This is a genomic window from Pseudogemmobacter blasticus (assembly GCF_003071405.1).
GTDB lineage: Bacteria > Pseudomonadota > Alphaproteobacteria > Rhodobacterales > Rhodobacteraceae > Pseudogemmobacter > Pseudogemmobacter blasticus.
The window spans coordinates 40,988-55,341 of sequence record NZ_CP020471.1; the positions used below are offsets into that span (position 1 = coordinate 40,988).

Here is a 14,354-nt window from a genome sequence, read left to right on the forward strand (position 1 = left end):
GGAGCGTTCGGATAGGGGACATCGACGATTCGCGCAAAGGGGGGAGTTCGAAGAGGCGGAGCCTGTTGCGGAATTGTTGCGCCTCGGCCTTGGCCCTGGCCATGTCTTGCGGCTTCGATGCGATAGCATGTCCCCCTCAGTGGAAATCCCGGCTTGGGAAGAGCTTCCTGGCCTGTTCGCGGGGGTGGCGGGCGGTTGGGCGCGTGCTGGCGCCGACGGGGCGCTTTGCCTCATCGGCGCGGCCATCGTTGACGGAAATCACCACCGGACGGCCGAGGGTGGCCAGGATGTGTGACAGATCCTCGACCCTTTCGGCGATCAGGTGGGTCACGGGGCCGTCACGTTCGATGCGACCGGAGACGCGGATCAGACGGCCGCCGATCACCGCCTTGCGGAAGGTCTCGTAGACGCGCTTCCAGACCACGACATTTGCGGTGCCGGTTTCGTCTTCCAGCGTCAGGAAGATCACCCCTGAAGCGGTGCCGGGGCGCTGGCGGGTGATGACGAGCCCGGTGACGTTGACGCGGCCCTTCGCGGTGCCCAGCCGGTCGTGCGGCAGGCTTTCGGGCAGACGGGGGCGCAAAAGCTCCAGCGGATGGGCGCGCAGCGACAGGCGCAGGGACAGGTAATCCTCGATCACCTCCTGCCCGAGCGTCATCGGCGGCAGGGTGACGACGGGTTCGGCGCCGCCCTCGCCATCCGGCCCGAAGAGCGGCAACGGCGCGGGGGCCTTCAATGCCTTGGCGGCCCAGAGCGCGGCGCGGCGGGTCAGGCCAAGGGGGGCGAAGGCATCGGCTTCGGCCAGCCGTTCCAGCGTGTCGGGGGCCACCCCCGCCCGCCGCCACAGGCTTTCGACATCGGGATAGCCATTGCCACGGGCGGCAACGATCCAGTCGGCATCCTCCGTGCGTAGCCCCTTGATCTGGCGAAACCCCAGGCGCAGGGCCAGGGCCCCATCGGGGCGGAGTTCCAGCGTGCAATCCCAAGCGGAATGGTTGACCGAGACCGGGCGCACTTCCACGCCATGGTCGCGGGCATCGCGCACCAGTTGGGCGGGGGCGTAGAAGCCCATCGGCTGGGCGTTCAGCAGGGCGCAGGTGAAGATTGCCGGATGATGGCACTTGAGCCAGGCCGAGATATAGACCAGCCGGGCGAAGCTGGCGGCATGGCTTTCGGGAAAGCCGTAGCTGCCGAAGCCCTCGATCTGGGCAAAGCAGCGGGCCGCGAAATCGGCGTCATAGCCGCGCGCCAGCATGCCCGACACGAAGCGGTCGCGGAACGATCCGATGGTGCCCATCCGCTTGAAGGTGGCCAGAGACCGGCGCAGGCGGTCGGCTTCGGCGGGGGTGAAGCCTGCGGCGACCACGGCAATCTGCATCGCTTGTTCCTGATACAGTGGCACGCCATAGGTGCGGCCCAGCACCTCCATCATCGCCGGGCCAAGGTCTTCGACCTTCTCCTTGCCCTGACGACGATTGATGAACGGATGGACCATGCCGCCCTGGATCGGACCGGGGCGGACGATGGCCACTTCGCAGACGAGGTCATAGAAGGTGCGTGGCCGCATCCGGGGCAGGAAGTTCAACTGCGCCCGGCTTTCCACCTGAAACACCCCGACCGCATCGGCCCGGCAGAGCATGTCGTAAACGCCGGGGTCTTCGGGCGGAACGCTGGCAAGGGTCAGGCGCTGCCCCCGATGGTCGGCCAGAAGGTCGAACGCCTTGCGGATGCAGGTCAGCATGCCCAGGGCCAGGATATCCACCTTGAGAAGACCAAGGGCGTCGATGTCGTCCTTGTCCCATTCGATGATGGTGCGGTTCTCCATCGCGGCATTCTCGATCGGGCACAGCTCGTCCAGCCGCCCCTGGGTGATGACGAAGCCGCCGACATGCTGGCTGAGGTGGCGCGGAAAGCCGATGATCTCGCCGATTAGGCCGGTGGCCAGCCGCACACGGGCATCACGGGGATCAAGGCCCGCGTCGCGCAGCCTGTCCTCGCCAGGGGCGGCCGAGGACCAGCCCCAGATCTGCCCGGAGAGCCGGGCAATCACGTCCTGGCTGAGACCCATCACTTTGCCCACTTCGCGGATGGCGGCGCGCGAGCGGAAATGGATCACCGTGGCGGTCAGCCCGGCACGGTGGCGGCCATAGCGGTCATAGATCCACTGGATCACCTCTTCGCGGCGTTCGTGTTCGAAATCCACGTCGATGTCGGGCGGCTCGCCGCGCTCCTTCGAGATGAAGCGCTCGAAGATCAGGGTGATGCTCTCGGGCGGCACCTCGGTGATGCCCAGCAGGTAGCAGACCACCGAATTGGCCGCCGATCCGCGGCCCTGACAGAGGATTCCCTTCGACCGGGCGAACTGCACGATGTCATGCACGGTCAGGAAATAGGGCGCATAACTCACCTCGCGGATCAGGGTCAGCTCCGTCTCGACGCGGTGCACGATCCTGGGCGGCGGCCCCGAGGGATAGCGCCAGGTGAGCCCGGCACGGGCCAGCCGTTCCAGCCGTTCCTGCGCAGGTTCGCCGTCTTGCGCCTCGTCGGGATATTGATAGCGCAGATCGTCCAGCCGGAAGGCGCAGCGGTCGGCGATCTCCACTGTGCGACGCAGGGCGGCGGGATGACGGTGGAACAGCCGCGCCATCTCGGCCCCCGACTTCAGACGCCGCTCGCCATTCGGCAGCCGCCGCGTGCCGATGGTGTCGATGGTGCAGCCGGTGCGCAGGCAGGTCAGCACATCGGCAAGCGGGCGACGGGCGGCACGGTGCATCAGCACATCCCCCACGGCCGCCATTGGCAGGTTGACGGTCTGGGCAAGGGTTGCCAGCCGGTCCAGCCGGGGCTGATCACGCCCGTCATAGTGCGGGGCGGCGCCCAGAAAGCACTGCCCGGGAAAGGCGCGGGCGAGTTGACGAAGATCGGCGCGGCTGGCCGTGGGGTTCGCCTCATCAAGTGGATCGGGCGGCAGGGCAATCAGGATCATGCCTGCCCCCCATTCCAGAAGATCGGCCCGGTGCAGATGACATTCCCCCTTGGGTGCACGGCGCTTGCCCAGTGACAGGAGCCGGGTCAGCCGCGACCAGGCGGCAAGATCGGTGGGCAGGGCAATCCAGTTGACCGCGGAATCGGTCAGAACCAGCCGTGCCCCCGCAATCAGCCTTGGCAAGGGCGTGTCCGATCGCGCCGGGGCCGGCCCTTCGCCGGTGAAATGCGGCACGGTCTGACGGCTGGAGGGATCGGTCACCTTCTGCGACCGGATCGTGGTTCCTGGCGGTGCGCCGGTCTGGCCGGTCTCGGCTTCGGCGCGCAGCCGGGTCAGTTCCTTCAATGCCGAAAACGCCCGCACCACGCCTGCCACCGAATTGCGGTCGGTGATGGCGATGGCGGTCAGGACCAGTTCGGCGGCGCGGGTCACCAGTTCCTCGGGGTGCGAGGCCCCGGTCAGGAAGGTGAAGTTCGAGGTGACGCAGAGTTCGGCATAGGCCGTGTCAGCCGTGTCTGGGGCAGTCATGCGAACTCTCCCTGCACATACCAGTTGCGGCCAGCGTCCGGTGCCTGTGGCGTTGCAAACAGCCACAGTCTTGGCCCTTCGCGGGTCTCGATCCGCCAGTAGTCGCGCAGGCCAGAGCGCCAGGCCGGGTCGTCGAACCACCATTCCGGGGCGATCCGTTCCGGGCCGGTGGCGCGCAAGGTAGTGAAGCGCATCCGTCTCCAGCGGAAGCTGGCGGGCGGGGTGCCGGCCGTGACGGTTGCGGGTTCGGGCGGGAACAGCGTGATCGGGCGGGCAGGCCCGGCGCGTGACGGACCGGGTTCCGCGCCGGCATAGGCGGCAGGCGCCAGCAGGTAGCTGCGTTCGGGGATCAGGCTGTCGGCAGGCAAAAGCCGCTGGACGCGATCAAAGCCGATCCGGTTGCCAAGCGAGGACAGCAGATCGGCCAGAGCGTCATCCTGATGCAAAGCGGGACTGCCGCCGATCTGTTCCGGGGCCAGGGGTTCGGTCAGAGGCGCGCTCAGCCGCAGGGCGTCGATGCCGAAGCCGGCGTCGATCTCTTCCACGCCTCGGGCGAAGAGGGCTGCCATCCGGGCCGGATCGCGCATGGGCCGGGCCAGCCCGATCTCGACCTGAGCCGCGCCGCTGTCCACCCGTCGCAGCTCCAGCCGCAGCCGGCGTGCGCCCCTTTGATGCAGGGCGAGGCTGGCGCAGAGCCGGTCAAGCAGCCGTGCCAGCCCTGCCATCACATCCGATTGCAGTCCGATCGGTTCCGGCAGCGTCATCCTGACCCCAAAATGCGGGGCCTCGGCTTCTGCGGCCACCGGTTCGGATTGCACCCCGAGCGTCTGGTCAAGCCGCATCACCAGCCCCGGCCCGAACCGCCGTGCCAATGGCGCCCGCGGCAGCCCGATCAGATCGGCGATCCGCGACAGGCCGACCCGGGCCAGCGCCTCGGCCGTGTCAGGGTCAATCCGCAGCGCGCTGACCGGCAGCGATCCGATTCCGTCTGCGATCCGGCCTTCGGCCAGGATGCCGCCGCCATGACGGGCCAGCGCATGGGCCGCACCACGGGTCCCGGCAATGGCGCTGGCGGCAGTCAGGCCCGCCCGTTCCAGCCGGGCATGCAGGTCGTCGCGCAAGGCGGCCTCGCCTCCGTAAAGATGCGGCACGCCGGAGATGTCGGCCATCAGCCCATCCACCCCGTCTCTTGCCACCATCGGCGCGTAGCGGTTGGCCCAGCGGCGCAAGGTGCCGAGGGCGGCTGCTTCGCGGGCCAGATCGGAGGGACGTGTCGCCAGATCGGGACAGATCGCCCGGGCATCGGCCAGCGCCATCCCGCGGGAGAGCCCCATCGCAGAAGCGGCCGTGTTGAGGCAATGCAGGTGATCGGCATTGCCCGACCGGTGGGTCAGGGCGAAAGGCCCGTCAACGGGCCGGCTCCGCAGGCTGATGTCGCTCGCCAGCCGCGGAAACCAGATCGAAAGCAGCCGACGCGCCATCCCAGTTCAAGACCCAGCTTCCAATAGTTCCCTTTTTGTTCTTGTTAAGGCTCCAACGATGCGGAGTCGAGTCCGCAGCCATCGCGGGAAGGGGCTCACACATCCAGCGGGTCTCGGTGGCGTTGCTGCCCGCATCGCGGCGGATAAGCAGCAGGCCGGTGGTGCGCCCGGCTTCGGCCGCCAGTTGCAGCCGGCGACCTGCGGTCAGCGACAGCGGCTTCTCCGGCTCGGCAATGACAAGGCTGACAGGCGCGGAGCGCAGCGCGTCTTCCACGCACCACAAGAGATCGGTCTCGCCTTCGGGGCGCAGCAGATGCAGCCGTTCGCCCACGCCTTCGGGCAGGCCGCGCAGCATTGGCAGTTCGGGAATGTGCGCAGGCAGGATCCAGACCAGCGGTCCCTTGTGCCGCGCCGCCTGGAACAGCGCAAAGGCGCGCCGGCCATGCCCTTCCGCCTCATGCACCCGCATAGGGGCAAGGCTGAACGGCATATCCGCCTGGTTCGAATGCCGCAGCCGGTCATGCAACATCCTCGCGCGCCCCCTCCAGCACGATCTCCAACTCGCCATCCGGCAGGGGGCGCTGCAAAAGCAGGGCCTCCTCGACGGGCGCGGTCAGCCAGCGCCGCCAGTCCTCGGGCCGGGTCAGGATCACCGGCATGGCCTTGGGGTGAACGGCCGCTACCTCGCGGTTGGGCGGGCAGGTCAGGAAGGCGAAGAGATCGGCCGTCACCTCGCCCTCCTTCAGCTTGCGCACCGAGGTCCATTCGGTGCGCAGACCGGCAAAGAAACCCAACGGCCGGTCAGGGCCAAGGGCGAACCAGACCGGATGATTGCGCGGAGCACCAGGCCGGCTGTCGATCTCGGAAAAGCTAGTGAAGGGAACAAGGCAGCGATGTTCGACCCCCAGCCAGCGCCGCCAATGCGGCGAGGCGGTGTTGCGGATATTGGTCACGCCGGGATCCGTGCGCTTGCCTGCAAGAAACACCGGCGGCGTTGGCATGCCCCAGCGCGCCCGGCTGAACTGCCAGCCACCGCCCGCACGGTGTCGCAGGATCGGGGCGGGATAGTCAGGGAAGATCCCCGGCATCGGCGGCAGGTTCCCTGCCAGATCCTCGACAACCTCACCCTCCGCGACCGCGTCATCAAACACACACCGCATCGCATCCTGCGCCTTGGTCTGGGAGTAGAGGTTGCACATCGCTGTAACGGGGCTCGCCGAATGGGTCGGATGGCCCGGAACATTGCCAGAACACAGGGCTGCTGGGAAGGGTGACCTGCGGGGCTCTGATGCTGTGACCGCCCCCGACGGCATCAAAGCCCAGATGGAGCGCGATCCGATCCGGGAGCGCAGCATTGCGGGCGTTCAAGCGGCCAAAGCTCGGGGTGGGCGGCACGAGCGGCCCGCTGTGATGACCGAAGAGCACAGAGGATTGCCGTTGAAATGCTGGTGCAGGGAAAGCGCGGCGTTGAGGTCTGGGAGGCGGTCAAGGCTTTGACCGGACCCGTGGTCGGGCGCTCTGCCTACTACAATTTTCAGAAGGATTGGCTGGGAATCCAAGGGCCTTTCGATCCGACAGATGACAAATAGCTGACCCGCAATGTATAAACAATGTTGAAACGTGGCGGCTAATGGGCTAGTATCGACATTGTATCAATGGGGGTCGCTATGAGAGCGGTGGTGAAAATGTGGGGAAACAGCGCATCGGTCAGGATACCGGCTGCGATCCTCGGTGAGTCCGGCTTGCAGGTCGATCAGACGGTTAATGTTCGCTCGGAGCATGGTCGGGTCATTATCGAGCCGTATCACGAGATCGAGGCCGACCTGTCAGATTTGATCGCGGGCATGACTCCTGACAACATTCATGAAGAGGTCGATTTCGGCGGATCGCGCGGGCAGGAAGCGTTCTGACGTGACAGAGTATATCCCAGATGCAGGCGAGATCGTCTGGCTAGAGTTCTCGCCGCAAGCGGGGCATGAGCAGGCAGGTCATCGGCCCGCCGTTGTGCTGTCTCCTGCGGCCTACAATCGCTTTGGCCTTATGCTGTGCTGCCCTCTCACGACGAAACGAAAAGGGTATCCTTTCGAGGTGCCTATCAACGATGACCGACAAAGCGCGGTGCTGGCCGATCAGGTCAAGTCTTTGGATTGGCGGGCGCGCAACGCAAAGGCCAAAAGCCGGATAAGTGAAGCCGAACTGGCGGCTGTCCGCGCAAAGGCGAAAGCACTCATCGGTCGCTAGGCCAACCCAGTCAGCTCACAACCCGATCATGGGGTCTAGAGATCGGTGCGGATTTCGAGGTTCGACACTACCCCGTGCCTCGTTCGTTCCAAACGATGATGGTGTGGCACTGATCGAGCCGTTGGTGCTGTGAGGATCATCCGCGCTCAAAAAAGCCCGGGTGCGGGATGTTCGCGCCATAGGTGATTGAGCCAGGTCCGAACCGATTGTTGATGAAATCAACGGCTCGCGCCGCGCGTTCTCCTGGTGTCAGCTCGCCACCTGCAATCTTCCGCTGATCACCGTTCATGCGTTCTATGAAATCCACATGGCTCAGATGGACGCCAATCGCGACGATCCTCGTCCCGCGAATATGTCGCCATGCTCTCCGCCATAGCGCGCGATTGATCCTGAGAAAAACCGCCGTGTCCTGAGACTCGGCACAACGGACTGTCTTTCCCAGAGTTCCCCCATTTCGGGCGAGATATGAACACTGAAGCTGCCCGCTATGCGGCCTTCCCTTCGTAGCCGTGCGGCGGCCTTTTCGACCAGCCATCAGCTGACCAGGTAGGCCGACATCGTGTCCCTGAGTTCAGGTGCAAGGACTTGCTGTTGCCGAAGCCGCCTCTCTCAGTACCGGTGAGGGTAATATCCTAGTAAAGCCAGAGCGCGACGCTCCGGCAGCAATGATTGAGCGTTGAAGAAATATCCAATAAATTCACACATATTTAATCAACTTCTGGGAAGTCACGAGTGGCAAGTGACGCCCAATAAACTCATCAAATCCCTGGAAGACCCCTTCAATTCATCACCGTAACCATGACCCCTGTGATACAACTGCTCCGAAAAGTCATCCCATATGCCCCATGCACATGCATGGGAAAGGCAACCAGGTGAGAGGTGCGAGGAAATCTGGCTCTTATGCCTGTGAGAAATCTTGGATCGAAAATGCCGCTTCCAAACCAGTCCAAGCTTTGCGCGACGATTAAAGTCGTCTCATAGAATCAGTGGGTGGATAACCCATCCTGCGAAGTCGATGTTGGGGATGGCTCATGCCGAGAGACAGGGGCGTCGCGACGCTTTGCCTCTTCGAGGCATGCTGCAGCAAACTTTCGAATCGCTTGGGCAGTTTCAACGTATCCTTCGGAATCGGCGACATCGGCAAGTGTCATAGCTCGATTCCTGATGTAACTCAGATTCACTGGGTACCTCCGTAGCTTGGCTTAATGTAGACATCTTTGAAACAAATTCATTAATATTTCGTTAATTCGTTCAGCTTGAACAACGCGATCAAGTGCCCGCAGAACCATGCAGTTGGCAAGTTCCTGCCGGAGCGCCACCAAGGCAATGATATAGGCAAGAGGAGCCCTCAGGCAGGCAAATATCTTGCGAGCGTAGTGGCTGACGCCGCAGAGAATGTTTGCTTATAGCATAAGGAGGCTACGGCCTATCCTATTCTCGCTCGAAGGAGAAATGTTCTCAGAGCGACGTGAAATCACGCAATGCTGCCCCGGAAGACTTTGCTGGAGCTAAGAGAATCACATGCCTGTCGATCTCTTTTGCGGCTGAAGCCCACGGGTTCGCTTCACGGGAATGCTGCGTAGCAACAGACGGGGGACTCACAGTACCATCTCAAACATGAGGGTTGTCGCGCCCCAATTCTCGGATTATCGTCTCGATCGGCTTCCCTTTTTGCCGGAACGGTACAATATTGCTTTCACGCTCATTGACAGCATGACCTGATCCTCCAATCTCTCTGATCAGTGTCTCGTACGCTTGATTTATCGACGGTAGAAGCGGGTGCATCTTGTTGAGAGAGACGTAGGCCCTGATGTCGCACAGTGTGTTCAGGAGCCACTCATGGTTGTTCATATTGCAGCCTATGCGCGATGACTTGTTGGCGTCACCTTCCATCAAACTGGTTAACCGGCAATTAACGCTGCGTCCCGCATTCTGACGGGATAAAACACTCCCTGTGAGCACATTAATACACGACCAGGTCATCGACCAGCATCAAAGGGTCGCTGACGTGCATCACTGCCAGCGTGTTGCCCGGTCCGAACTCGAAGATCACGGACTGTCCATCTGCGGAGGTGTGGGCGTAAGAAAGAAGTTCTGCGCTTGTTTTGGCGCAACCACCCCACAGGTCGCTTGAGATCATGATCGTATCGAAGTCGTCTTCGAAGTCCGAAACGACATCGGCGCCACTCTTGAAGACAAAGCAATCTGCACCCGCAGAGCCTGACAGAAGGTCATCACCCTCTCCTCCGTCCAGGGTGTCGCGGCCGTCCCCGCCGAACAGCGCATCATTGCCAAAACACCCAAGAATGACATTGGCGCCGGCATCGCCGATCAGGATATCGGCGAACTGCGACCCCGCGAGGTTCTCGATGGAGATGTAGGTATCGCCAGCCGCATCACCGGTGTTGCTGGCCGGATTGGTCAGGTCGGCCCGCAACCCCTCGGTCGCGTCGGCATAGGTTGCATAGTCGAGGCCATTGCCGCCGTTGAGACGATCGGCACCTGCCCCCCCCCGAAGCGTGTCGTTGCCCTCGCCCCCGTCCAGCGCATCGTTGCCGGCCCCTCCGGCCAAGAGATCGCTTCCGCCGTTGCCGACGATCACATTGGCGCCGGCATCGCCGATCAGGATATCGGCGAACTGCGACCCCGCGAGGTTCTCGATGGAGATGTAGGTATCGCCAGCCGCATCACCGGTGTTGCTGGCCGGATTGGTCAGGTCGGCCCGCAACCCCTCGGTCGCGTCGGCATAGGTTGCATAGTCGAGGCCATTGCCGCCGTTGAGACGATCGGCACCTGCCCCCCCCCGAAGCGTGTCGTTGCCCTCGCCCCCGTCCAGCGCATCGTTGCCGGCCCCTCCGGCCAAGAGATCGCTTCCGCCGTTGCCGACGATGGCATTGGCGCCGGCATCGCCGATCAGGATATCGGCGAACTGCGACCCCGCGAGGTTCTCGATGGAGATGTAGGTATCGCCAGCCGCATCACCGGTGTTGCTGGCCGGATTGGTCAGGTCGGCCCGCAACCCCTCGGTCGCGTCGGCATAGGTTGCATAGTCGAGGCCATTGCCGCCGTTGAGACGATCGGCACCTGCCCCCCCCCGAAGCGTGTCGTTGCCCTCGCCCCCGTCCAGCGCATCGTTGCCGGCCCCTCCGGCCAAGAGATCGCTTCCGCCGTTGCCGACGATCACATTGGCGCCGGCATCGCCGATCAGGATATCGGCGAACTGCGACCCCGCGAGGTTCTCGATGGAGATGTAGGTATCGCCAGCCGCATCACCGGTGTTGCTGGCCGGATTGGTCAGGTCGGCCCGCAACCCCTCGGTCGCGTCGGCATAGGTTGCATAGTCGAGGCCATTGCCGCCGTTGAGACGATCGGCACCTGCCCCCCCCGAAGCGTGTCGTTGCCCTCGCCCCCGTCCAGCGCATCGTTGCCGGCCCCTCCGGCCAAGAGATCGCTTCCGCCGTTGCCGACGATGGCATTGGCGCCGGCATCGCCGATCAGGATATCGGCGAACTGCGACCCCGCGAGGTTCTCGATGGAGATGTAGGTATCGCCAGCCGCATCACCGGTGTTGCTGGCCGGATTGGTCAGGTCGGCCCGCAACCCCTCGGTCGCGTCGGCATAGGTTGCATAGTCGAGGCCATTGCCGCCGTCCAACAAATCGCCGCCCTTGCCACCACTCAGGGTGTCGTCCCCTGAATACCCCACCAGCGTATCGTTTCCTTTCCAGCCGACGAGGAGATCCTCATAGTCGATGAAGGTCTCGTCGCTGATCGGATTCTGGCCGGACAAATATATACCCTGATCCGTCAAGCTGACTTCGACGATCAGGATTGCGGTCGGTGGAAGCTGCACGAAAATCGGTGTATCAGGGATTCCGCCGGAATAGACGATATCAAGGTCAGGTTCCGCCGCCGCACCAGATCCAACGGACTCGTCGATGCCGACGGTTGAAGGATCGTCAACCGCAGAAATAACCCGGATCGAGACGTGGCCGTTCAGTCCGAAGTATTGCGAGAGGTCAAGCCTCACATCGGTATCTGAGACTGTGCTTCTCGACGAGATGAACCCCAGGTATCTGCTGTCTGAGCCGAAGGATGTTGTCGAAACATCCGCTGATGACAGATCAATTTTCGTACCGTCCCGCGAGATTGTTGCGAAAGCTTCTTCCGAGATGTCGGCGGAGTGCAGCCCCACGAGGCCACGACTCATGATGCTGAAGACTTCACCAGTCGCTGTCAGGTCGGTATCGATTGGCGTGGTGTTGAGCGGTCCCAAGTCTTTCTGAGAGAGTGTGGACAGTCGGGAATCCAGGGATTTGTACTGTGTGCCCCAGACAGATGCCATGTCCACGCCTTCAAGAAGCAGCTGCTGAAAGGCCGCGACAAACGCACTCGCCTGCAGCATTCCCTTGTCTGATACGTCTGTGTTCTGAATGTTCCATTCTGAGCCCCAGAACGAAAGATCTTTAAAATCAGGATCGGCGCGCCAATCGTCAAGCTGATTAAGATGTCTGGCGAAGTTCCCAACCTTATCGAGTGTCTTTGGGTAGTAGTGAACGACGGTAATATCTATTTCGGCCTTTGCCTCCGGGCTCAGGTTGTCCAGAATGGTTTGATTGTCTCCCGGCTGCCAGCCTGCGCCAGCTTGCACAGCGATCTTTGGTTCTCCATTCTTAAAATGGTATCCATGCTCTTCAAGTGCCTCAAATCCATTGGCAAGATCGATAACCATGTAGTTGGCAATTTGAGCGTATTCCAGGGCAGTCATCCTGCCATCATAGTAATACTCATTCCCGATCTCGATCGTTGAGATGCAGCCAGAATTCGGGTTGCTCTCGAGGAAGTCATTTAGGGAGGACACCATATAGTCGATAGCCTCAAAGTTAATCTGCCGGCTACCTGGCTCGCCCTCTGACAGAAAAAATTCCGTAGGGAGAACAATATCGACAAGAAGACCGTGCTCTGAGGCATACTCAAGTGTTGCCGCCAAGGTCTGAATGACCCGACCGTCGGGAAGGGTAACCGTTGAATTTCCATTTGTTCCCAGGAACTGAACCCAGAAATCTCCGCTCGGGTCGATCAGCTGTTCAGTTATCGTTCCGCCAGGGAAACGGATATGTGTAACGCCAAGGGCAGTTGTCGCTTGATCAAAAGGCCCTTCATCGATTGAAAAGTTCGTATGTGCTACCAGGTTTGCCCCAAAGTGACTTCCGGTTACTTCCGTGCCATTTTGCGAATTCTTGATCTCTTCCTGGTACGTCGCGCGCATTGGTGGCCTCAGCTCTGTAATTAGAACGGATCAAGGCATAAGTTTCTTGCAGCCAGGAGCCATTGGCTTTAACCGTCATACCTCTGAAAACTGATGCGGAGGTTTATGGGACCGCTGCTGTGGAGCCTTCTGCTCCAAGCCTGATTGCCAGATATCTTGTCTCTTGCCGAGATGTGAGGGTGGCCTGATGAGCTTCAGAAATTCTTAATGCAAGGCTTGGGATAAAGATAGAGTTTTACAGAGTAGACATTGCATATCCGCCCCAGGCGGCTTTGTTGTTCAAATCTCCCGATGTCCGGAGTATCCCCTTCTTTGAAGTGATCCACCCTTTGCGCCGCGTGAGCGGCGTCTCTGAACTGCCACTGAACTCACATCCAGCTGCGCTCATGCCTGGACCACCCGGCATTTCCGCGTCGGAGCGATCACGCGTCATGCGCCGTGGCAACCGAGGCACATAGCGGAGGCAAACCTGCGGACTACCGGCTTGTTCTGAATGGTGTTTGTGGGTGCGGGGACTTGTGTGTGACCTGGCAGTACCTGGAAGGTGCCGCTGGCATCTTCGAACGCGGCGGCAAGGCTGCGGCAGCGGCCGAGGTCGCCGAAGAAGCGGTCCGCGAGGCGATCCACAGGTTCGGCCCACCCGAGATCATGAACACCGATCAGGGCACCCAGTTCACGCCCCTTCGCCTGGACCGACCGACTGAAACGGGTCGGCACCCGGATCTCGGCGTTGTTGCAAAACGCTGTCCCCCATGGATTCACATCACGAATCCATGCGGTTAGACGGCGCGCATGAGCAAGCCATCACCCGCCCGCTACCGCACGACGAACCGGTCCAGTTACACGGCGTCTCTGCGCAAGCGCAGATCCTTGCTGATCTGGCTGGACAAGGACATGCCCTGGCTTGCGCCGCATGACGGCAGCCCCGGTCGGCCTCCGGCATTTGCGGACGCGGCGATCCAGTTCTGCCTGACGATAAAGGTCTTGTTCAAGCTGCCGCTCAGGCAGACGACCGGGATGGTGGCCAGTCTGCTGAAGATGGCTGGCCTGGACTGGGCCGTGCCAGACTATACGACCCTGTGCCGGAGGCAGAAGACCTTGGCCGTCCAGATCCCCTATCGGCGCGCCGATGGCCCCCTGAGCCTGCTCGTCGACAGCACTGGCATCAAGTTCCTCGGTGATGGCGAGTGGCAGACCCGAAAGCATGGTGTTCAGGGCCGACGCCAGTGGCGTAAGGTGCATCTGGCCATGGATACCGCCCCTCGAACATCCGCGCGATGAAGTTCACCTCCAGCAGCGATGGCGACAGTCCGGTCCTGCCGGAACTGCTCAACCAAATCCCCGAGGACGAAGACATCGGCACCGTGACCGCCGATGGTGCCTATGACACCCGCCGCTGTCACACCGCCATCATCGACCGCCAGGCCACCGCGATCATTCCGATCCGCAAGAACGGTCGACCCTGGAAAACGGACTGCCCGGCCGCAATCGCCAGAAACGAAACCCTGCGTGCCACCCGGCACTATGGCCGGGCATTCTGGAAGCGCTGGACGGGAGACCATGGCCGCAGTCGCATCGAGGCGAAAATGCGGTGCCTGAAGGCCTTCGGTGAACGCATCGCAGCAAGAGAACCTCACCGCCAGACCGCTGAAATCCAGATCCGCATCGCACTGATGAACCGCTTCTCGGCCCTTGGAACGGCCGAGATCGTTCGCGTGGCCTGATGCTGAAGGGGAAAGGGGCCATCATGCCTCAGGCGTGAGTTACGCAACAATGCTGCCGCAGTGTCACACGGTCGGGACACAGGTGTCATACGCGGGTCACCTTGTGGGGTTTGGTCTGATGCAAAA

Annotated in this window: 9 protein-coding genes and 1 pseudogene; 4 read left to right on the top strand and 6 right to left on the bottom strand. The window is 62.1% G+C overall.

Annotated features, from left to right (window positions below; genetic code table 11):
- Positions 1–136: 136 nt before the first annotated feature.
- From B6K69_RS17475 to B6K69_RS17490, 4 genes are read right to left on the bottom strand one after another with little or no spacing between them, the layout of a single operon-like run.
- Entirely contained in the window at positions 137–3,514 is a 3,378-nt protein-coding gene (locus B6K69_RS17475) for an error-prone DNA polymerase (RefSeq protein ID WP_108645023.1), read from the bottom strand.
- Positions 3,511–4,995 carry a Y-family DNA polymerase gene (locus tag B6K69_RS17480; RefSeq protein WP_108645024.1) on the bottom strand — a complete coding sequence of 495 codons (1,485 nt, stop codon included), beginning with the start codon at positions 4,993–4,995 and terminating at the stop codon, positions 3,511–3,513. Before B6K69_RS17480 ends, B6K69_RS17475 begins: the two co-directional genes overlap by 4 nt.
- Positions 4,922–5,524, bottom strand: coding sequence for an ImuA family protein (locus B6K69_RS17485; protein ID WP_228156896.1), 603 nt, complete (start codon positions 5,522–5,524; stop codon positions 4,922–4,924). The genes B6K69_RS17480 and B6K69_RS17485 overlap by 74 nt, the downstream gene beginning before the upstream one ends.
- On the bottom strand, positions 5,514–6,194 hold the full coding sequence (locus B6K69_RS17490) for an SOS response-associated peptidase (RefSeq protein WP_108645025.1): 681 nt from the start codon (positions 6,192–6,194) through the stop codon (positions 5,514–5,516). Before B6K69_RS17490 ends, B6K69_RS17485 begins: the two co-directional genes overlap by 11 nt.
- Before the next feature lie 468 nt (positions 6,195–6,662).
- Between B6K69_RS17490 and B6K69_RS17495 the strand changes: the two genes are divergently transcribed.
- Together B6K69_RS17495 and mazF are read left to right on the top strand one after the other, a co-directional pair.
- Positions 6,663–6,905 carry an AbrB/MazE/SpoVT family DNA-binding domain-containing protein gene (locus tag B6K69_RS17495; RefSeq protein WP_418260609.1) on the top strand — a complete coding sequence of 81 codons (243 nt, stop codon included), beginning with the start codon at positions 6,663–6,665 and terminating at the stop codon, positions 6,903–6,905.
- Between the two features lies 1 nt (position 6,906).
- The gene (gene mazF / locus B6K69_RS17500; protein ID WP_108645027.1) at positions 6,907–7,236 is read left to right on the top strand and encodes an endoribonuclease MazF; all 330 of its coding nucleotides are present in this window, start codon (positions 6,907–6,909) and stop codon (positions 7,234–7,236) included.
- Between the two features lie 1,963 nt (positions 7,237–9,199).
- Here the strand turns inward: mazF and B6K69_RS17505 are convergent.
- Both B6K69_RS17505 and B6K69_RS18280 read right to left on the bottom strand, forming a co-directional pair.
- Entirely contained in the window at positions 9,200–10,546 is a 1,347-nt protein-coding gene (locus B6K69_RS17505; RefSeq protein ID WP_108645028.1) for a calcium-binding protein, read from the bottom strand.
- Complete coding sequence (locus B6K69_RS18280; RefSeq protein ID WP_164682019.1) at positions 10,531–12,504, bottom strand: calcium-binding protein; 1,974 nt, start codon at positions 12,502–12,504, stop codon at positions 10,531–10,533. The genes B6K69_RS17505 and B6K69_RS18280 overlap by 16 nt, the downstream gene beginning before the upstream one ends.
- A 522-nt stretch (positions 12,505–13,026) precedes the next feature.
- On the opposite strand from B6K69_RS18280, the gene B6K69_RS18680 reads away from it, so the two are divergent.
- Both B6K69_RS18680 and B6K69_RS17520 read left to right on the top strand, forming a co-directional pair.
- Complete coding sequence (locus tag B6K69_RS18680; RefSeq protein ID WP_123876596.1) at positions 13,027–13,287, top strand: hypothetical protein; 261 nt, start codon at positions 13,027–13,029, stop codon at positions 13,285–13,287.
- Positions 13,288–13,296: 9 nt separating this feature from the next.
- Positions 13,297–14,228 (top strand): annotated as a pseudogene (locus B6K69_RS17520) (IS5 family transposase).
- Positions 14,229–14,354: the final 126 nt, after the last annotated feature.